Source organism: Candidatus Leptovillus gracilis, from assembly GCA_016716065.1.
Taxonomy (GTDB): domain Bacteria; phylum Chloroflexota; class Anaerolineae; order Promineifilales; family Promineifilaceae; genus Leptovillus; species Leptovillus gracilis.
Map to the genome: position 1 here is coordinate 207840 of JADJXA010000006.1, position 20635 is coordinate 228474.

General features: G+C 58.4%; 15 protein-coding genes and 1 pseudogene. 13 read left to right on the top strand and 3 right to left on the bottom strand.

Annotated features, from left to right (window positions below):
* Positions 1–34: 34 nt before the first annotated feature.
* The gene (locus IPM39_17275; protein ID MBK8987792.1) at positions 35–1948 is read right to left on the bottom strand and encodes an APC family permease; all 1914 of its coding nucleotides are present in this window, start codon (positions 1946–1948) and stop codon (positions 35–37) included.
* Between the two features lie 650 nt (positions 1949–2598).
* Here IPM39_17275 and IPM39_17280 point away from each other — a divergent pair.
* The 4 genes from IPM39_17280 (at position 2599) to IPM39_17295 (ending at position 9491) form a co-directional block, all read left to right on the top strand.
* On the top strand, positions 2599–4110 hold the full coding sequence (locus IPM39_17280; protein MBK8987793.1) for an aldehyde dehydrogenase family protein: 1512 nt from the start codon (positions 2599–2601) through the stop codon (positions 4108–4110).
* Positions 4111–4378: 268 nt separating this feature from the next.
* Positions 4379–6502: a hypothetical protein gene (locus IPM39_17285; GenBank protein MBK8987794.1), complete on the top strand. Its 2124-nt coding sequence runs from the start codon at positions 4379–4381 to the stop codon at positions 6500–6502.
* A gap of 52 nt (positions 6503–6554) precedes the next feature.
* A complete protein-coding gene (locus tag IPM39_17290) occupies positions 6555–8525 on the top strand; it encodes an immune inhibitor A (GenBank protein MBK8987795.1) in 1971 nt (656 codons plus the stop codon).
* Between the two features lie 267 nt (positions 8526–8792).
* Positions 8793–9491, top strand: coding sequence for a hypothetical protein (locus tag IPM39_17295; GenBank protein ID MBK8987796.1), 699 nt, complete (start codon positions 8793–8795; stop codon positions 9489–9491).
* Between the two features lie 358 nt (positions 9492–9849).
* Here the strand turns inward: IPM39_17295 and IPM39_17300 are convergent, their stop codons facing one another.
* Complete coding sequence (locus IPM39_17300) at positions 9850–10437, bottom strand: glycerol-3-phosphate acyltransferase (GenBank protein MBK8987797.1); 588 nt, start codon at positions 10435–10437, stop codon at positions 9850–9852.
* A 78-nt stretch (positions 10438–10515) separates the two neighbouring features.
* Here IPM39_17300 and IPM39_17305 point away from each other — a divergent pair, with 78 nt between their 5' ends.
* The gene (locus IPM39_17305; GenBank protein ID MBK8987798.1) at positions 10516–10950 is read left to right on the top strand and encodes a hypothetical protein; all 435 of its coding nucleotides are present in this window, start codon (positions 10516–10518) and stop codon (positions 10948–10950) included.
* A gap of 4 nt (positions 10951–10954) precedes the next feature.
* On the opposite strand, the gene IPM39_17310 is transcribed toward IPM39_17305, so the two are convergent.
* Positions 10955–11203, bottom strand: coding sequence for a hypothetical protein (locus IPM39_17310; GenBank protein ID MBK8987799.1), 249 nt, complete (start codon positions 11201–11203; stop codon positions 10955–10957).
* A gap of 113 nt (positions 11204–11316) precedes the next feature.
* Here IPM39_17310 and IPM39_17315 point away from each other — a divergent pair, with 113 nt between their 5' ends.
* From IPM39_17315 to IPM39_17350, 8 genes and pseudogenes are all read left to right on the top strand, one after another.
* Positions 11317–11823: a hypothetical protein gene (locus IPM39_17315; protein ID MBK8987800.1), complete on the top strand. Its 507-nt coding sequence runs from the start codon at positions 11317–11319 to the stop codon at positions 11821–11823.
* A 132-nt stretch (positions 11824–11955) separates the two neighbouring features.
* The gene (locus IPM39_17320) at positions 11956–13326 is read left to right on the top strand and encodes an L-seryl-tRNA(Sec) selenium transferase (protein MBK8987801.1); all 1371 of its coding nucleotides are present in this window, start codon (positions 11956–11958) and stop codon (positions 13324–13326) included.
* A 47-nt stretch (positions 13327–13373) separates the two neighbouring features.
* Positions 13374–14375, top strand: coding sequence for a tRNA (adenosine(37)-N6)-threonylcarbamoyltransferase complex transferase subunit TsaD (gene tsaD / locus IPM39_17325; GenBank protein ID MBK8987802.1), 1002 nt, complete (start codon positions 13374–13376; stop codon positions 14373–14375).
* A gap of 152 nt (positions 14376–14527) precedes the next feature.
* Complete coding sequence (locus IPM39_17330) at positions 14528–16654, top strand: GAF domain-containing protein (GenBank protein ID MBK8987803.1); 2127 nt, start codon at positions 14528–14530, stop codon at positions 16652–16654.
* A complete protein-coding gene (locus IPM39_17335) occupies positions 16644–17900 on the top strand; it encodes an alanyl-tRNA editing protein (GenBank protein ID MBK8987804.1) in 1257 nt (418 codons plus the stop codon). The genes IPM39_17330 and IPM39_17335 overlap by 11 nt, the downstream gene beginning before the upstream one ends.
* 39 nt (positions 17901–17939) lie before the next feature.
* Positions 17940–18788 carry an MBL fold metallo-hydrolase gene (locus IPM39_17340; GenBank protein ID MBK8987805.1) on the top strand — a complete coding sequence of 283 codons (849 nt, stop codon included), beginning with the start codon at positions 17940–17942 and terminating at the stop codon, positions 18786–18788.
* Between the two features lie 117 nt (positions 18789–18905).
* Positions 18906–19616 (top strand): Crp/Fnr family transcriptional regulator, encoded by a 711-nt coding sequence (locus IPM39_17345; GenBank protein ID MBK8987806.1) that lies wholly within the window; start codon positions 18906–18908, stop codon positions 19614–19616.
* 75 nt (positions 19617–19691) lie between these two features.
* Positions 19692–20557 (top strand): annotated as a pseudogene (locus IPM39_17350) (metallophosphoesterase).
* Positions 20558–20635: the final 78 nt, after the last annotated feature.

Here is a 20635-nt window from a genome sequence, read left to right on the forward strand (position 1 = left end):
AGGGCTTCACAAAACCCTTCGGGTCTGGGCACAATTACGAAATGTGATACGGCACGTCCACCACGGCTACATCGCGGTGACCGCGCAGTCGGAAGCGCAAGAAGTAGGCCGTCTGGTTATGCAAGAACTGGGTGCCCAACGATTCCGGTATAAATTCAGGGATCGCCACCGTTATGACCTGACCAGGAAACTCCTCACGGTTAACCTTTTCAATGTATTCTACCAGCGGCGTCAGAATATCGCGGTATTCATATTCAATCGGGACAAGGGTGACGCCTTTGGTAATTTCTGGAAAACGGCTCCAGCGCCGGTCCAGGCGCTCCTTGTCCGCTTCGGAGGTGATAATGGATACAGCGCGTACATCACTAGAAAAAGTTTTGGCAAACTGCAAGGCGTACAACGTCCCCCGGTGGATGTCGGCGACGGGCATGATGAGGACGTTGGCAACCGGCCGGCTGACATCGGCCAACTTGAGGTCCTGGGTACTGAGCGACGCGGCCACGTTGTCATAATGACGGTGGATGCTGCGGAAGAAAACGACCATCAGCGGCACAGCCACGACAATCACCCAGGCCCCTTCGGCGAATTTAGTGACGATGAGGACCACCAGGACAACGGCCGTTGTGAACGCCCCTACCGCATTTAATATGCGCTTCAACGGCCAACCCTTCTCATAATGAATCGTCGTCACCCCGGTAAATTCTGATTCGCCCGGCTTCAGCCGGCCAATTCTGCCCATCAACCGCACCATACCGGACTGCGACAGAGTAAAGCTTAACATCACGCCCAGGGCATATAACGGCAGCATGGCAATTTCGTCCGCCTCAAACACCATAATAAGCGCTGAGGACAGCAAAGCCAGCATCACAATGCCATAGCTGTACACCAGCCGGTCGCCGCGATGGGTCATCCAGCGCGGCAAAAAGCCATCCTTCGCCAGGAAAGAGCTAAGACGCGGGAAATCCTGATAACCAGTATTGGCCGCCAGGAACAAAATCATCATCGTGAAAAACTGCACCCAATAATACAAAATACCGCCCCCGGCCACGCCACGCGTCATCTGCGACAAGACGCTCTCTTCTTCGGAGGGTAAAATATTCAGGTGAGTCGCCAAAAAGGTGATGCCAACAAACAAGGACATGGCAATGATACCCATGGCCACCATGGTCTTGGCGGCGTTTCTAGATTCCGGCGGTTTAAACGCCTGCACGCCATTGCTGATGGCCTCAATGCCGGTCAGAGCCGTACAACCGGCGGCAAAAGCGCGCAGCACCAGCCAGATAAACAGGAATTGAGTCACCGGCCGCTGTGGCGCTACGTCATGTATCTGCGGGGCCAGCGGCGTCAGGCCAAACATGCCAAAGTAACGCACCAGGCCCAACCCAATGACCAGGATGACACCACCTACAAAAGCATAGGTAGGCAGGGCAAAAATGGTGCCGCTTTCCCGCACGCCGCGCAGGTTTACCCAGGTTAAAAGAAGCACGGCCGTAATCGCCATCAACACCCGGTAATCCAACGTCTCTGGGAAAGCCGACGTGACCGCCCGCACCCCAGCCGACACCGACACCGACACCGTGAGAATATAATCCAGCAGCAGCGCCGCCGCTGCAAACAACGATGGATACATGCCCAGGTTATCTTTAGCTACCGTATAGGCGCCGCCGCCGTCTGGGTAATGCAAAATCGTCTGGATATAGCTAAACACCACCAACAAAACCAGCGTCATGATCCCCATAGCAATGGGCAGCGTCAGCGCCAACGCGCCGCTGCCCAGCAAAATCAGCACGCTCATAATCGCTTCCGTGGCATACGCATTGCTGCTGATGGGATCAGAAGCAAAAATCGCCAGACCACGAACCTTATCCAGGCGCTCATGGATTTCATTGCGCGTGGGGAATGGCGTCCCCAACAAAGCCCGCTTAATTCCTGTGTAAGAAACCGACATCTCAACCACTCCTTTCCAACCCACAAATAATGCCTGATCCGGCGACTTTAACCTATGCTGTTACCTACCTATATGATCGGAATATTCAGCGATTCGTCAATAAGACGTCATGGGGACCAGGTGGTATGGTGGTAGTCCAAAACCGGACAACCACCCTTGTTGCATTTTAATTACTGGATAGCGGCGCTTTCGTTCGCGGCTAGTATCCGTAAGCGGTAATCCGTAGGCTGCTAACTCTGGAAAATGCCAATGGATAACGGGATACGGACTTCGGCCTACGGATACTGATGTGGCGCAATCATTCGGCTGCGCGCATCACAAGCCCGGCAAATCGCGTTACAGCATGCAAGTCTGGCATCCTTTGCACCAGACCCAAACTAATTATGCCTTGTATCAGAAGCCAAAACATAGAAATCATATCCAAATCAATCACCTGATCATATGACAAACGTAACGAAAAAACGATGATTTTCCCCATAAGCGATCCACCCTGGTAAAATAGCCCACTAACGTATTCGTGCAACCCCCTTGCCCTCTCCACAACCCTCCCCCAAAGGGAGAGGGAGCAAGTTCCCTCTCCCAAAGGGGGAGGTTAGGGAGGGGGGTGAACGCTTACCTACTAACTGTTAATTATTCACCAGGAGATTCCCATGAAATCATTACTCGATAAACTCAACCTGAGCGCTATCAACCCTGGAACCTGCACCGGGCCAGATGGCTGGCTGGCCGACGGTCCGGCCATCACCTCATTCAACCCGGCGACCAACGAAGCCATCGCCCAGGTGACAACAACCACGCCAGAGGCGTATGAACAGGTGGTGCAAACGGCCGTCTCCACCTTCCATACCTGGCGCAGCACCCCCGCTCCCCAACGCGGTCTGCTCATCCGCGACCTGGGCAACGCCCTGCGCGAAGTCCGCGAACCGCTGGGCGAACTGGTCAGCCTGGAGATGGGCAAAATCCGCGCCGAAGGCATCGGCGAAGTGCAGGAGATGATCGACATCTGCGACTTTGCCGTCGGCCTCAGCCGCCAGCTTTACGGCCTGACGATGCATTCGGAGCGCCCCGCCCACCGCATGTATGAGCAGTGGCAGCCGCTCGGCCCCATCGGCATCATCACCACCTTCAACTTCCCTACGGCCGTCTGGTCCTGGAATGCGGCCATCGCCGCTGTCGCCGGCGACACAATGGTCTGGAAACCTTCAGAACTGACGCCGCTAACGGCCGTTGCTGTGCAGCACGTCGCCAACCGGGTCATGGCCGATTATGGCCTGAGCGGGTTGTTTAACCTGGCTGTGGGTGGGCCGGACGTGGGACAGAGGATGACGGCAGACGGCCGTTTCCCGCTCATCGCCTTCACCGGCTCCATCCCCGTTGGCCGCATCGTCGCCCAAACCGTCGCCGGGCGATTGGGCCGCAGCCTGCTGGAATTGGGCGGCAACAACGCCATCATCGTAGACCAGACGGCCGATCTGGACCTGGCGACCCGCGCCCTCCTCTTTGGCGCGGTGGGCACGGCTGGGCAGCGCTGCACCTCTACCCGCCGCCTCATCGCCCACCACACCATCGCCGACGACCTGGCCGCCCGGCTGGCCCAGGCCTACCGGCAAGTGCCCATCGGCGACCCGCTGCAAGCGGGGGTGTTAATGGGACCGCTGGTGAATGAAAAAGCGGTCGCCGCCATGCTGCGCGCCGTACAGCAAGCCCAGGCCGACGGCGGCCAACTGCTCACCGGCGGCTGCGCCCGCCCCGACCTCGGCCCCAATTTTGTGGAGCCAGCCATCATCAAAATGCCCGCCCAGACGGAGATTGTGCGCACGGAAACCTTCGCCCCGATTTTGTACCTGCTGGAATACGACACGCTGGACGAGGCCATCACCCTACACAACGACGTGCCCCAGGGTCTTTCCAGCGCCATCTTCACCGACAGCCTGTGCGCCGCCGAGAGCTTCCTCAGCGCGGGCGGGTCAGACTGCGGCATCGCCAACGTCAACATCGGCACGTCGGGCGCGGAGATTGGCGGCGCGTTCGGCGGCGAGAAGGAGACGGGCGGCGGCCGTGAGTCTGGCTCGGATGCCTGGAAGGCTTACATGCGCCGCCAGACGAATACGATTAATTGGGGCAAAGACCTGCCGCTGGCGCAGGGGATTACATTCGGGTAGGGGCACTTGCCGGGGCGTAAACGCCCCGGCAGCAAAACGACGCCGGGTAAACCTGGCTTTCCTGTTCTTCAGCCCCGTTTACGGGGCGTTGTTTTTTAGACGGGGGCTTTAGCCCCTGGCGCAGCCAACCTTAAGAAGTTGTAAACAGAAGGTAACGTGGCGGTGAGAAACGGCCGTTTCCTATTCCCCCATCACCCCTTTTCCCGGTACAATCCAGTCTGGAGCCTGGAAACAGCCCCACCATCAATGACAAAGGATAGGAAGAACCATGAACCGAAATCATTTCCTTGTGACAGTCCTCGTTATGCTGCTGCTGCTGGCTGCCTGCCAGCAGCCCGCCGCCACGCCAACACCCTTCCCAACGGCAGCGGCGGACGAAACGGCCGTCACCCAACCCACCACAGAACCCACAGAAACCACCATCCAACCCACCGCTACCTTCGTACCCACCAGCGAACCCCCAACCGCCACCCCCCAATCCCAATTCCCACCCGCCCCTATCGTCAACGACGAAGGCGGGCCGGTCAGCATTACCGGGGTGGTGACGTATACCAATCCCTTCTTCACCCTGGGCGTCGCCGCGCCAGTGGTTATTTTGGAAGACCAGGCCGGCTTCGTGGATCGCAACGAGCATTTCCTCATGCCCGTCGAGTCCCAGGCGCTCGGCCAGCTAACCTCCGACTTCTTCGAGTCCCCCTTTAGCTACAGCCTGGCCCTGCCCATCGAGCCGCAAGGCACGCTGCGCGACGTGGACAACGACGGCGAAACCGACCCCGGCGTGCAGGTCTTCGCCATCGCCTACTGGACCAATACCTTTGGCGACCCCTTCCTGGAAGAGCGCGACCTGAGCGGTGGCGGCTGGTCCACCGCCTACGCTTCTACCCGCGTCAGCGAAGAGGCGGCCACCGAGCGCGAAATCATCGGCGGCAGCTTCCTGGTGTATGCGCTGGATGACCAGCAGGGTTTTCCGGCCGGCTTTGGCGAGGATGGTCTGCTCTTCACCGAAGATGATCCCATCGTCGCTCTGCCGCAGGGATACACCATCGTCCACATGGACAGCGACCCGTTTGTCTTCGACCGGGCGCGCCGCCAACAGATTGACCTGATCGAGCCGGAAGGCGCGGCGCTGGTAGATTATTCCGACCTGAGCTTTACGGACGCCTTCGACGCCCTGATTGACCAGCTGCAGAACGAGTACGCCTTCACCGAATACAAAGGCATAGATTGGGAAGCGCTGCGCGCCGAACTGCGTCCCGCATTTGAAGCGGCCGATGAAGATGGCGACGTCGAAGCCTATCGCACCGCCCTGCGCGATCTGGCCTGGGCAATTCCCGACGGCCATGTCAGCGGCCCATTCATTCAGGATGAATTTGGCTTCATGAACGCCAACGGCATTGGCCTGGTGGTGAAGGAGTTGGACGACGGCCGTTTCCTGGCAACCTGGCTCCTGGCAGAGGGTCCGGCCGAACAGGCCGGCATCGAACTGGGCGCGGAAATCATCGCCCTGGATGGCATGCCTATGAATGCTGCTGTAGACAGCACCACCAATTGGCTGGCCCCGGTCAGCACCCCCCACAACCAACGACTGGCGCAAACCGCCTTTGTCACCCGCTTCCCGGTCATCTCTGAAAGCGTGGAAGTGACCTTCCAAAACCCCGATGGCGCGGCGGAAACGGCCGTCGTCGCCATTGAGTTTGAGCAAGACAGCCTGTTCGCCGCGCTGCAAGAGTCCATCCCCACCGGCTTTGAACTGCCGCTGCAATATGAAATACTGCCAGACAGCGGTCTGGCGCGGGTACAAATTTTCAGCTTCTCCGACAACGCCCTGTTGACCGTGCAGCTTTGGGAACGGCTGATGAGCGAACTAAACGAAAACGAAGTGCCCGGCCTGATCATTGACATGCGCCTGAACGGCGGCGGCAGCGGCTTCCTGGCCGACCAGATGGCCGCTTATTTCTTCGACGAAGCGCTGTCGCTGGGCAGCACCGGCCGTTTCGACAAAGATCGCGGCGAGTTTTACTTTGATCCACGCGGCGAAAACTTTTTCTACCTGCCTTCCGAAGACCTGCGTTATGGCGGCAAGATAGCGGTTATCGTCGGGCCAGACTGCGCCAGCGCCTGCGAATTTTTTAGCTATGACATGACCCTGAACGACCGGGCGACCATTGTGGGGCATTATCCCACGGCCGGTCTGGGCGGCAGCATCAGCCAGGTACTCATGCCCGAAGGGGAGTATTTCACCTTCACCGCCGGCCGCGCAGTGGATGGCGCTGGCAATATTCACATTGAGGGCATTGGCGTTGTGCCGGATGTGCGTGTGCCTGTTACCCAGGAGTCTGTGCTGGGGGATAGAGACACGCTGCTAGAAACGGCCGTAAACCTGCTGCGGTAGGGTATAGGGTTGTCAAATCTTAAAGATTTGACAACCCTCTGTAAGGATTTCAATGAAAACAGGCATCTTCGCTCTGCTCTTCTTCCTCCTAACCGCCTGCGGTGGCACGGCCGTTCCCCAAAATCAACCGCTACCCGTCAACGAACAGCCGGCAGCGCCAGCTTCCAGCCTCCCACCCGCCACGCCAACCACCCAACCAACCGACCAACCATCCATCCATCCATCAAACGAAGCCCGCACCCTGGCCGAACTGATCGCCAATGTGCCGCCAGAGCGCAATCCGGCGGCGCTGGCGCAGGCTTACAAGGGATTAACGGCCGTGCCCACCCCCAACGCCCCCACCGACACGTCACTCGGCGTCGGGACGCAGCACAGCTTCAAAGTCCTCAACATAGACAGCATCACCATCGCCACCATCCAGGCCGAACTGCTCGCCGTCGGCCAACATGCCTACCTCTGGTTTGAACTGTCGCCCGACCTGAATCCCAAAGACGCTGACTTACAACGCACGGCCGCAGCCTTTGATGATGTCTACACCCAAGTAACGGCCATCTTCGGCCAGGAAGACAACCCCGGCATAGACGGCGACCCACGCATCCACATCCTCAGCGCCTCGCCGCTGACCATTTGCGACGCCGAACCGTGCGGCATCCTGGGTTATTTCAGCAGCAGCGACACCGTGTCGGCCAGCGTAGACCCGCAGTCCAACGAGCGCGAGATGTTTGTGATGAACGGCCGTTACTTCGGCGAATACGGCTTTATAGACACCCTGGCCCACGAATTCCGCCACATGATCGAAGCCAACTACGACAACAACGACAGTGATTGGGCCGTCGAAGGCTCGGCGATGCTGGCCGAAGATTTGCTCGGTTTCAGCCAGGATGCCATCAGCCGCGCCAACCTGTTCCTGCGCCGCCCCGACCAGCAGCTCAACGCCTGGACAGACGGCGACCCCAGCCCCCATTACGGCCAGGGCTATCTGCTCAACCGTTACATCTACAACCGGCTTGGCCCGGATTTGTACCGCGAATTTGCCACCAGCCCGGAGAATGGACTGGATGCGGTAACGGCCGTTGCCGCCGCCCACAATCTCGGCTTTGATGGCGAATCGCTCTGGCTGGATTGGCTGGCCGCCCTGGCCATCCACGACCAGCCCGGCGCGGGCAAGGTGTACAGCCTGCGCGAAGGGATAGAAACGGCGGCAATGACGGCCGTCACCGTCCCCTTCACCACCGATACCACCGTCAACCAATACGCCGCCGATTATTATCAACTCCCGATTGGCGATGACCCGATCACCATAACCTTTGCAGGCAGCGCCCAAACACCGCTCATCCCTGTGCAGCCCGTGTCCGGCAGCCAGATGTGGCTGGCGAACCGGGCCAATTACAGCCAGGCGCAGCTTACCCGCGCCTTCGACTTGCGCGGCGTAGACCAGGCCACCCTGCACTACGCCGTCTACTACGACATCGAACGCGGCTACGATTTTGCCTACGTCGCCGCCTCCACCGATGGCGGGCAAAGCTGGCAAGGGCTGCAAGCGCCCAACATGCAAGGTTCCGACCCCTTCCACGACCCCAGCGAAACGGCCTTCACCGACTATTTTTACTCCGACAGCAGCGGCGATTGGCTGAAAGAGCGCATTGACCTGACCTCCTTCGCCGGGCAAGAAATTCTGCTGCGCTTTGAATACGTCACCGACCCCATCCTGACCTATCACGGCCTGGCCCTAGACGACATCCGCATCCCGGAAATCGGCTTCAGCGACGACGCGGAGAGCGACCAGGGCTGGCAGGCCAGCGGCTTTGTGCGGGCGACGGGACAAATCCCGCAAACCTGGCACGTGATTTTAATTCAGACGGTGGCGGGCAACCTGGTGGTAGAGGAGTTAACGTTGAGCGACGGCCGTACTCTCAGCCACACCTTTAGCCCCGAAACCGGCGCGCCCGCCTCCACCCTCATCATCGCTGCCGCCGCCCCGATGACCCTGAACCCGGCGCACTACCGGCTGACAGTGAAGTAGGGGCGTTGTTGTTCGTTGGCAACTGAAATGAAACACGCCTTACCATTGGAAACTTCATGCGTGGGCGGCGCACCGCCAAGAATGAAATCCCTGGGAGCGCAGGCGTCTCGCCTGCCGGAGCGGACGGGACGTCCGCGCTCCCATTTTCAACGGAGACTTCATGCGTGGGCGGCTCACCACCACCAGGAATGAAAACCCTGGGAGCGCAGGCGTCTCGCCTGCCGGCGCGGACGGGACGTCCGCGCTCCTATTGTCAACGGAGGGAGAATGTCGAAACGGCCGTACATATTCAGTGGTTTTCTGGGTCTGGCGGTGATTGTGATGAGTCTGGTGAACCTGGTGACCTTTCCCCAGGAGTCCCCAGGGCAGATTGACGGCATCGGCTCGCCGATTATCGCCTTTGAATTTGCCGAAACGCCGGAGGAAATTTATACGCTGTTTGGGGCCAATGGCACGCCGGAACAGGCGGCGATGGTGGCGGCCATGGACCAGGGCAACCGGCTCGATTATCTGTACATGCTGCTGTACAGCGGCTTTTTGTTCACGTTTGCCATGACGGCCGTGCGTGAAACAGACCAAAAGTGGCTTTATCTGGCGGCCGTGCTCGCCGTGTTCGCTTTTATCGGCGACGCGCTGGAGAATGTGCAGTTGTTGGCGATTACGGACAAGCTGGCTTCCGGTGATTTTGCCGCCGAACTGGCGCGGCTGCATTGGTTTACGTGGTTGAAGTGGGGCAGTCTGGCGGCTTACTTTTTGCTGATGGCGGGTTATTTTTGGACGAACGGCCGTCTTACCAAACTACTCGCCGTCGCCGGAATCGTCACCTTTTTGTTGGGTCTGGCTTCCTTCATCCAACGCGGCCCGGCCACGGAACCGTTCACTCTGGCCGTCGCCCTTATGTTCGTGCTGTTGATCGTTTTCTCGTTTGCCCATCGGCGCGAAGAAACAGCAATAGCCCACGAATGACGCGAATTAGACGGATTTTCCGTATCTTCTGGCATGGTTCATCAGGCGAAACATCTTCTTTACAAATTTACGCGGCATTGTCATTCCTTCGGCGTTGCTCAGGACAAGGTCTGAGCGGAGTCTTCGGCCCTGAGCAACGTCGAACGGGGAAGCATCCCGCTAACGCCAGAGGAACGGGATGCTTCGGAGGATGCTTCGGCTTCGCTCAGCACAGGCTCTCAGCATGACACGCTTTTTTGCTATATTTGTAAAACACAAATCAACTGAAATGAACCACGCCTATCTTCGAGATGTTACGATTTTCCCGGCTAACTCTTCTTAAAAATCCGCTGCATCCGCCAAAATCTGCGTCCCATTTTCACTTTTTCGCCAACGGCCGTATCCCCACCCGCTGGCGCAAATCTTCCCGGTGCTTCCAGGCCAGAATCAGCGCATTGCCCAGCCAGGCGGCCAGCAGCGCCGGCGGCGCGCCCACCAGCAGCAAAACGACCAGCAGCGTCAGCATCCCAGCCATCACCGCCCAGCCATCTACGGCCAACAGCCAGCGCCAGAAAGCAAACGCCAGCCCCAGCGTGGTGGGTCCCCACCACAAAGTCAACCCCAACCAGACGCCAAACGTGGTCGCCAGGGCTTTGCCGCCGCGAAAACGCAGGAAAGGGGAAAAGGCATGACCAAGAATGGGGGCAATGGCAACGGCCGTTAACCCCCAACCTTCCAACCCCACCCCATAGTAGGCTATCCCCACCGGAATGGCCCCCTTAAACCCATCCAACAAAACTGCCAACACGCCCCATCCCTTGCCCCCTGCCCGAAACACGTTGGACGCACCGGGGTTGCCATCGCCGTACTGGCGCACGTCCTTTTGCAGCGCCAGCCGCCCCACCCACACCGAAAACGGCAGCGAACCGGCTAAAAACGAGAGGATTACCCATATAATTGTCGTCATATCGCCATTGTATTAATTTTTGTGCGTCTGGGATAGTTCTGCTTTATCATTCGCCATACTTTTTTTGGGACAATAATCATGCTATCACTTGCCCTGGCTATAGAACTAAAAACCGCTGGCCTGATCTGGAAGCCGACCGAAAACGATTTTTTTGCCGTTCCCGGCAGCGACCTGGACGACCGCATTTTTGTGCTGTCGGATATGATGGCGGCGCAAACGACGCTGCGGGGCTGGCCGGCCATCACCTTCCATGGCGCGTCGGAATGGGCCATGGACTACATCTTGCTGAGCGAAGTTGTCTGGATACCCACGGAAGAACAAATCCGCCAGGAATTGGTGTTTATGCTGGACCGGGTGGAACCAAACACCCACCTGACGCTAACATTGCAGACAGACGGCCGTTACCACCTGACCACCAACTTTCAAGAACAAACGCTCACTTTTGCTGCGCCCACCGCCGCTGAGGTCTATGGCCGCGCGCTGCTGCACATCTTGCGCCACACAACCCGCTAACCGCTCAACGCCGCCGCGCCCGCCGCGACCGCCGCACGCTGTAAAACAGCGCCAGCAGCGGCAGCAGCAGCGTCCACAGGCACAATCCGCCAACGGCCGTTAGAACCCCGGTATCCATCTCGTTGACATAAAAATAAATCAACGCCGCCGCAGCCAAACAAGGCGCCACCAATAAAAAGAAAATCGCCAACAACACACTCCACTGCGTCGGATTATCTTCTACCGCCAATTTTTTGTTCCAAAACTCGCCCATCGGCACATCCCCACAAAACAATGCGCGCCCCTTTTAAGGCAGCAAATGACGGCCGCTACAAAATTTGAGTATACTCCTTTTGCCGCGTTTTCACAGCAGGATATAATGCCAGCATGAATCAGCTCAAGCGGCTTGGCGTTCTCCCCTCCTTATTATTAGGTCTGGCCTTGTTCATCATTGGCTTACTGGCCCTCCAGCACATCATCAACAACTGGTGGCCGTTCGACGTGGTGCGTTTGGACCTGGTGCGTTTAACTGCTCAGGGCAATGTTGAAGCAGCCTCCATCCTGGAAGCGGCCAACAATGAAATCATCATCGCCTTTTTGGGCGCGGTCTTTATCACCGTGACTGGCCTGGCGCTGCCCCTGGCTTACTTCATCAACAAGCGCTTCAGCCGCTATCTCGATCATCGCTCCGGCCGTTCTCTGCCGCCGCAGTTTCATGTGACTTTGCGCCAGGCTGCCTGGCTGGGCATATGGGTCACTTTTTGCGCCTGGCTGCAAATGAATCGTGCCCTGGGGCTGGCCGTCGCTGCCCTGGTCGCCGTCGTGCTGATTCTGTTTGAGGTGATGCTGCAAATTCGGGCGCGGGCCTCAACAATTTCTATTGGCAAAGCATAAATGTAACGATTCACCACACAGGCACGGAAGACACGGAGATTCAACCTGTGTAGCGTCATTGTTGTGCAAGGATTGGGGACTGGTAACGGCATGGCCGAAAGCGTGAGTGAGGAACTAACCGAACGGCAGCAAATGCTGCTGCGCGAACTGCCCGGCATAGACCGCCTGCTGCGCCTGCCGGTGACGATTGACCTGATGGCCGACTACGGCCGTTCTCTCACCCTGGAAGCCCTACGCGCCACCATAGACAAACAGCGCACGGCCGTTCTCGCCGGCGCCGCTTATATGCCCATGACCGCCCTGCTGGTACAAGAAGCCCGTGAATGGCTGGAGGCATGGTTCACCCCTACCCTGCGCCCGGTCATCAACGCCACCGGCGTGATTGTCCACACCAATTTGGGGCGCGCGCCCCTCAGCGAGGCGGCCTTGGCGGCGGTCACGGCCGTTAGCCGGGGCTACGCCACGCTGGAATATGATCTGGAGACAGGGCAGCGCGGCTCGCGCGCTGTTCACGCCGGGCAGCTTCTCACCCGCCTCACCGGCGCAGCGGCGGCCACTGTGGTCAACAATGCCGCCGCCGCCGTGCTGCTCATGCTCAGCGCCCTCTGCCAGGGGCGCGAGGTCATCATCAGCCGGGGGCAGTTGGTGGAAATCGGCGGCGGCTTCCGCGTGCCGGACGTAATGGTGCAATCGGGCGCCAAACTGGTGGAAGTGGGCACCACCAATCGCACCCACCTGGGCGACTACCAGGCGGCCATCGGCGAAAATACCGCTGCGGTGATGGTCGCTCATCATTCCAACTTCAAAATCATCGGCTTCACCGCCGAGCCATCGCTGGCCGAACTGGCCGAACTGGCCCACGCCCACCACCTGCCCCTGCTGTACGACCAGGGCAGTGGGGCGCTGTTGGACACGGCCGTTTATGGCCTGGAACCGGGACCCACAGTCAGCCAGGCGCTGGCCGCCGGCTGCGACGTGGTGGCGTTTAGCGGCGATAAGCTGTTGGGCGGGCCGCAGGCGGGCATTTTATGCGGCCGGGCCGATTTGCTGGCACTCATCATGCGCCACCCATTGGCGCGGGCTGTGCGCGCCGACAAACTGGCGCTGGCCGCCCTGACGGCCACACTGACCCATTACCTAAAGGAAGAAGCGGAAACGGCCGTGCCCATCTGGCAAATGATCGCCCGCACAGTGGATGAACTTGGCGACACGGCCGACACCTGGGCGGCCCAATTGCAAGAGCAAGGCATCGCCGCCCAGGTAATAGATGGTCATTCCACCGTTGGCGGCGGCAGTTTGCCCGGCGCCATGCTGCCCACCCGGCTGGTCGCCCTCGCCACCGCCAACCCGGACGATTTGGCCGCTGCCCTGCGCACCGCCACACCCCCCCTGATCGGACGGATTCAAGACGGCCGTTTCCTGCTCGACCCGCGCACCGTGCTGCCAGACCAGGCCACTGCCCTCATCCGCCTGCTAATAAAAACAATGAACAGTGAGCAATAAACAACAAACCAACTAACAACTAACAACTAACAACTACCAACTAACCCATGACCCAAACAACTCGAATCCTTGCCATTGAAACCTCCTGCGATGAAACGGCGGCGGCCGTCATCGAAAATGGGACGACCATTCTCAGCAACGTCATTGCCAGCCAGGTGGATTTGCACGCCCAATACGGCGGCGTTTTCCCGGAAGTGGCCTCGCGGCGGCACATCGAAGTTATTTACCCGGTGGTGACGCAGGCCATGAACGAAGCCCACCTGGGCTTTGACGACCTGGACTGCATCGCCGTCACCCAGGGGCCGGGATTGGTTGGTTCGCTGCTGGTGGGCGTGAATTTTGCCAAAGGCATTGCCCTGGCCCGCGGCAAACCCTTGTTAGGCATCAACCACATCGAAGGACACATTTACTCCTTATGGCTGGCGCGCCCGGCAGCGGAAATTGCCTTTCCCGTGCTGACGCTGGTGGTAAGCGGCGGCCACACAGAACTATATTTAATGAGCGATCACGGCCGTTACCAACACCTAGGTGGCACGCTCGACGACGCCGCCGGGGAAGCGTTCGACAAAGTAGGGCGCATCTTGGGGCTGCCCTTTCCCGGCGGACCGGCCATAGACCATGCAGCCAAGACGGGCAACCCCAACGCCTTCCAGTTCCCCCGCGCCATTATGGAAGATGGCTTTAACTTTAGTTTTAGCGGGCTGAAAACGGCCGTACTGCGTGAAACACAAAAATACAAAGGCGCATTGCCCGTCAACGACCTGGCCGCCAGCTTCCAGGCCGCGGTGGTAGACGCATTGGTCATCAAAACAGGACGGGCAGCGGCAGCGCATGGCGTGACGGCCGTCCATATGGCCGGCGGTGTTTCGGCCAACAGCGCCCTTCGCCAGGCAATGCGCCAACAATTGAATGTGCCCGTATGGTACCCTGCTCCTATACTCTGTACGGATAATGCCGCTATGATCGGGGCTGCCGCCCATTGGCATTTTATGAACGGCCGTCGGGGCAACCTCGACCTGGATGTGATCCCTGGATGGCAGCTTGCTTAAAGAGACAAATCGCTCCTATTTTGGCATTGCTGCGCCGTTATCGCCGTGGGCAGCAGGGGCGCGCCTAAAATTCATAGTAGGCGGGTCACAGATATGGCGTATAATTAATCTGTAAGCAACTTCGGTTGACTCCCTCCGGCGAAAATATAGTTATGGACATCTCCAACGCACACCTCCTTGATGACGACGTAACAAGTGGACGCTTGCAGGCGCTGTACGACGTCAGCCACATCCTTACCCAGGTTGAAGCAGACGGCCGTAACCTCAGCGCCCTCTTACCCCGTGTTTTCCTCATTGTCGTCAAACAACTAGACGCCGTAGATGGCAGCATCATCCTGGTGAACGAACATTACCAGGTGGAACACATCTGGCCGGCCGGAGAAGACCCCCAGGAACACAATACCGACCTCTTCTTCAAGAACATTTTAGAGGAAGGCGTCGCCGGTCTGGTCGTCCGCTCTTGCCAGCCGGTCATCATCAACAACAGCCAGACCGATCCCCGCTGGCTGCCGCGCCATGACGACCACTTCACCGCGCGTGAACCCTGGTCTGTTCTATGCACCCCGTTTGCCATGGGCGACCGGGCCATTGGCGCGGCCACCATCCGCAAACCGGGCATCGGGCAATTTGATCAGCGCGACCTGGATTTATTGATGGCTGTGTCCAACCAGGCCACCAACACCATCGAAAATGCCCGTCTGTTAGAAGAATCGCGCCGCCAGTTACGCATCTCCAGTCTGCTCAATGAAGCCAGCCGGGCCATTAACTCCACCCTGGACATCAACGAAGTGATGCAGTTGATGTTGGCGCAAATGAACGATCTGCTGCACGCCGAAGCCATCTCCATCGCTCTGGTAGACAAACAAAGCAACGAACTGGTGTATCAAGTCGCTGAAGGCATTGGCAGCGAAAGCATTGTTGGCCTGCGCCTGCCGTCTAACCAGGGGCTTTCCGGTTGGGTGATGGAACATGGCGAACCGGCCCACGTGCCGGATACCAGCCAGGATTTGCGCTTCAAGCGCATGGGGGATGAACGCACCGGCTACGAAACCCGCGCCATGATTTGCGCCCCCATGGCGTACAAAGGGGAAGTCTTGGGCACAATCCAGGCCATCAACCCCTTAGACGGCGTTTTTACCAATCAGGACCTGGACCTGTTGGTGAATCTGGCGAATGTCGCCAGCAGCGCCATCGCCAACGCCCAACAGTTTGCCCTGACACAAGCCGCCGAGTCCCGCTATACCAGCCTTTTTCAGGACAGCATAGACCCGATTATTCTGGCCGACCTTTCGGGGAAGATTGTTGAAGCCAACCGCCGCGCCTTTGCCTTTACGGGCTATTCGCGCCAGGAATTGTTGGGCAGCAAAATTAGCGACTTGCACGCGCCAGAGGCCAAACTGCCCAATGTGCGCCGAATGCAGCCCAACTCGGTGCGGGTATTAAACAGCCAGATTGTCACCAAGAACGGCCGTCGCATTCATGTCGAAGTCTACGCCAAACGCACCTCCTATGGTGAAACCGAATTCATCCAGTGGATCCACCACGACATCTCCAAGCAGATCGAACTGGAGGAAATGCGCAAAGACCTTCAAGCCATGCTGTTCCACGACCTGCAAAGCCCGCTGGGCAATGTCATCTCCAGCCTGGAGCTGCTCACTTACGAGCTGCCAGACGACAGCAATCCCATCCTCATTGAGATGGTAGACATTGCCATGCGCAGCAGCAGCCGCCTGCAAACCCTCATCCGCTCCCTGCTAGACATCAACCAACTCGAAGCCGGGCATCCCATCACCGAACAAAGCCAGGTAGACCTGTCTAAACTCATCGAAGATGTGTGGGACACCGTTAAGCCAAGCTATGAGCGGCGCGAAGTAGGGCTGCGTCTGCAAATTGCCGATCAACTGCCTCCGGCGCACGTTCAAGAAGATATGATCCGGCGGGTACTGATCAACTTGCTAGACAATGCCATCAAATACAGCCCGGACAGCCAGCAAATCACCTTTGGCGCTGCGGTCTATGATGAACAGTTTCTGCTCATCACGGTCAGCGACCAGGGAGAAGGCATTCCCGAAGGTCTGCGCGACACCATCTTCGAGAAATTCCGGCGTATCAAAACCGACACTTACTCCAAAGGGTTGGGCTTAGGGCTGGCTTTTTGTCGTCTGGCGGTAGAAGGGCATGGTGGCATAATCTGGGTGGATGACGCCCCCGCCGGTGGTGCGCGCTTCAACTTCACACTGCCAATCTGGACAGAAGACAAACGACGTAATGAGCGCTAGACGTTATTACCAGGACGCATATACCACCACTTTCACCAGCAGCATCGTCGAAAAACAAATAGAGGGGGATCGGGTTGCGCTTATCCTGGAGCAGACCTATTTTTATCCCGCTTCAGGCGGACAGCCGGCCGACAGGGGCATTGTGAATGGCGTTCCTGTTCTAGATGTGTCTGTTCGTGAAGCGGATGGGGCGGTGCTGCACTGGCTGGCGGTCGAATGGGCAGGGGCGATGGTGGAGGATACGGCCGTTACCGCCACCGTTGATTGGGACCGCCGCTTCGACCACATGCAGCAGCACACCGGCCAGCACATTCTCTCCCAGGCTTTCATCCGCGTGGCCGATGCTGAAACGGTTGGGTTTCACCTCAGCGACAACAGCCTGACCATAGACCTGGATACGCCAGACCTCACCCGCGCCCAATTGGCAGCCGCCGAGCAGTTAGCCAACCACATCATCTGGGAGAATCGGCCAATACAGGTACGGTTTGTCAGTCGGCAGGCAGCGCAAACACTGCCCATCCGCAAAATCCCAGACGCCAACGGCGAGGAGCTGCGCCTGATAGAAATTGAAAATTTTGACCTGACGGCCTGCGGCGGAACCCACGTGGCGCAAACCGGCAGCGTAGGGCTGATCAAACTGCTCAAAGCTGATAAACGGGGTGAAAAGGCGCGGATTGAATTTGTCTGCGGCCGGCGCGCCTGGCAAGATTATGGACAAAAGCATCATCTGGTGGCCGCCCTGATGGCCGAGTTCACCACCGGCGCACCTCAATTGCTAGATGCCATTCGTCATCTGCGCGAAGAGACCAAAGAGACGCAGCGGCTTCTGAAAAAAGAGCAGCTAGAGCGCCAACGGCTGGCAGCCGAACATCTGCTGCTCACCGGCAGCAGGGTAGGCCGTTTCACGGTAATCACGCATGTGGTCGAACCGCAGACGGGGACCAACCTGAAGGCATTGGCCTTGCAGTTAACGCAGCACGCCGGGGTGATTGTTTTGTTGGGTATGGCCGGGGCCAAAGCGCAGTTATTGTTTGCCTGCGCAGCGGATGCGCGGGATGGGATGCAGCAGTTGGATATGCGGGCGCTTTTAGCTATGGCTTTTGGTTTGCTGGGAAACGGAGGTGGTGGCGGCAGCCCAACCTTTGCCCAGGGCGGCGGCCCGTCGGCGGATGAAGAGGCCATACGTGGCGCCTTGGCGGCGGCGCAAACGGCCGTTACCCAACTCTTACGCGGCGGTGTTCAGTAGTCAGTGTTCGGTAACCAGTTTTCAGACTAGACAAACTTGATGAAAGAAATTGCCAACAACGTCTTTGTGGAAACCAGTTACACCGGCGTCAACGTCGGCGCAGTTCTCACGCCGAAAGGGGGAATTGCCATAGACGCGCCAACGTTCCCACGCGACGCGCGCGATTGGGCCATGCGCCTGCACCGTCTGGACCAGTACCCACTGCAATTTATCATCCTCACCGATTACAACGGTGACCGCGTCCTGAATACCCGCTGGCTCAACGCCCCGGCCATTGTCCACGAGCAAACGGCCGTGCGGCTGAATAACTACGACAAGCGCTACCCGCTTATGTTCAGCGAAAGCCTGGGCGCCCGCTACCCGGATCGCAGCCGCGAGTTAAGCGCGGTCAGCGTCGAACGGCCGTCGTTCAGCTTTGCCGAAACGCTGCGCCTTTATAAAGGCGGCCGCGAAATCTGCCTGATAGCCGCGTCAGGCCCTACCACCGGCAATATTTGGGTCTATGTGCCCGATACGGCCGTGTTGTTCACCGGCGATACCCTGGTCGTCAACACCCACCCCATGCTCAGCGAGGGCAGCTGCCGCCAATGGCTGGAATCGCTGGACAAACTGGCCCAGTGGCCCCAACCCATCCAGACCATTGTGCCCGGTCGCGGCCCCATTTGCGACCAACAGGCCATTCAACCGGCGCGCCACTTTCTCAGCCAGATGCGGTCATACGCCCGGCAGCATTGGCAAGCCCAGCAAGCGCACGAAGAGCTGTACCACTGCGTACCAGAATTAATGAATCTGTTCCCGCTGAACGACCTGCCGGCCGATTGGGTAAAACGGCACATCAAACAAAGTTTGGAACGCGCCTATGATGAGATAAAATTGGAAGAATCGTAGCAGCGTGTCGAACGATTTTCCAAATCGTTCTTTTACGTCTGATTCACAAGCAGACATCAACGCATTTTTTCGCCCGGAACGGGAAGTCTGGGTGAAGCATTGGAAGAGGGGAACATCATGCAACCAAATCGTCATATGGACGAGGCCTTGAAACAGGTCCCGTTTTTTGCCAAGTTGAGCCAGGACGAGCTGGCAGAATTGTCGTCCCGGCTGGTAGCCCGGCGTTTCAGCGCCGGACAGATCATCTTTCACTATGGCGACCCTGGTGGGCTGCTGTATATCATTCAAAAAGGCAAAGTAAAAATAACCACTGCCACCCTGGAAGGGCAAGAAGCGCTGCTGGCGATTCTGGGCAAAGATGATTTTTTTGGCGAATTTGCCCTGCTAGACGAGTCCCCCCGCTCCGCTTCGGCCGAAGCCATTGAACCCACCGAAACCCTGACCCTGCACCGTGAAGATTTCATGCGCTTCCTGCGCAATAACCCGGATTTTGCCCTGCACGTCTTGCGCACCCTGACCCAGCGCGTGCGCAATCTCAACAACCAGATCACCGACATCTTCTTTTTAGATTTACCGGCTCGTCTGGCGCGGGTGCTGCTGAATCTGGCCGAACAACATGGCCTGGACTCGGCCGATGGCCTGCGCATTGACCTTTCCCTGACCCAAACTGACCTGGCGGAAATGACCGGGGCCACCCGCGTCAGCATCAACAAAGCCCTGGGCCGCTTCCGCCGCGAAAAGTGGATTACCATCAAGGGCCGCCGCTTCACCATTTTGGACCAAGATGCGATGCTGAATCTGATCCAGATTTCGGGGGGGACGGTTTGAGCAGTGTTCAGTGACCAGTGTTCAGTAACCAATGATCGGCGTGCAGCGCCGCCACCGAACACTGATCCCCACGCTATGAAACTCTACGCCATCAGCGACCTGCATCTTTCGGCGGTAGAAAACAGACAAGCGCTGAACGCGCTGCCGCCTCATCCTGAGGATTGGTTGATCGTGGCCGGAGATGTGGCCAAAAATGTGTCCCGCTTTCGCGCCGCGTTTAAGCTGTTAGCCAATCGTTTCGCCAAAGTGTTTTGGACGCCTGGCAACCATGACCTGTGGACGGTGGAGACCAGCGGCAGCAATGCGCGGGGCATCTTTAAATATAACGAATTGGTTTCGGTTTGTCGCCAGTTGGGGGTGGTAACGCCGGAAGACCCTTATGTGGTCTGGCCGGGCAGCAGCCCGCCGCTGTTTATTGCGCCGATTTTTACGCTGTACGACTACACCTTTAGCGCCAATGGGGTGACGCCGGAAACGGCCGTCTCCTGGGCCGCCGCTTCTGGTCTGGAATGCGCCGACGAGAATCTGCTTTACCCCGACCCCTTCCCCACGCGAGCCGCCTGGTGCGCCGCCCGCTGCCGCTACACCGAACGCCGCCTGGAAACAACGGCCGTACACGGCCAACTGCTCCTTGTCAACCACTTCCCCCTACGGCAAGAGCTGATCGAGCTGCCGCGCATCCCCGCTTTTCTATCTGGTGCGGCACGCGGCAGACGGAAGATTGGCACGTGCGTTTTCCGGTAACGGCCGTTATCTACGGCCACCTGCACATGCGCGGCAGCCGCACCCTGGACGGCGTGCGCTTCGACGAAGTATCGTTGGGCTATCCCAGCCATTGGGACCAAGAATATGGCCTGGAAAGCTACCTGCGCCAGATTCTCCCGCCACCCTATCACAACGATTCGCCCGTCCAACTACCCCAAATGCACCAATTCGGCTAGAATCCTCCCTTTGTTGGCAAAAGACCAGACAGGTCTCCGTCACCACCTGATCTCATGAAAAATTCAGCAAAAAGATAA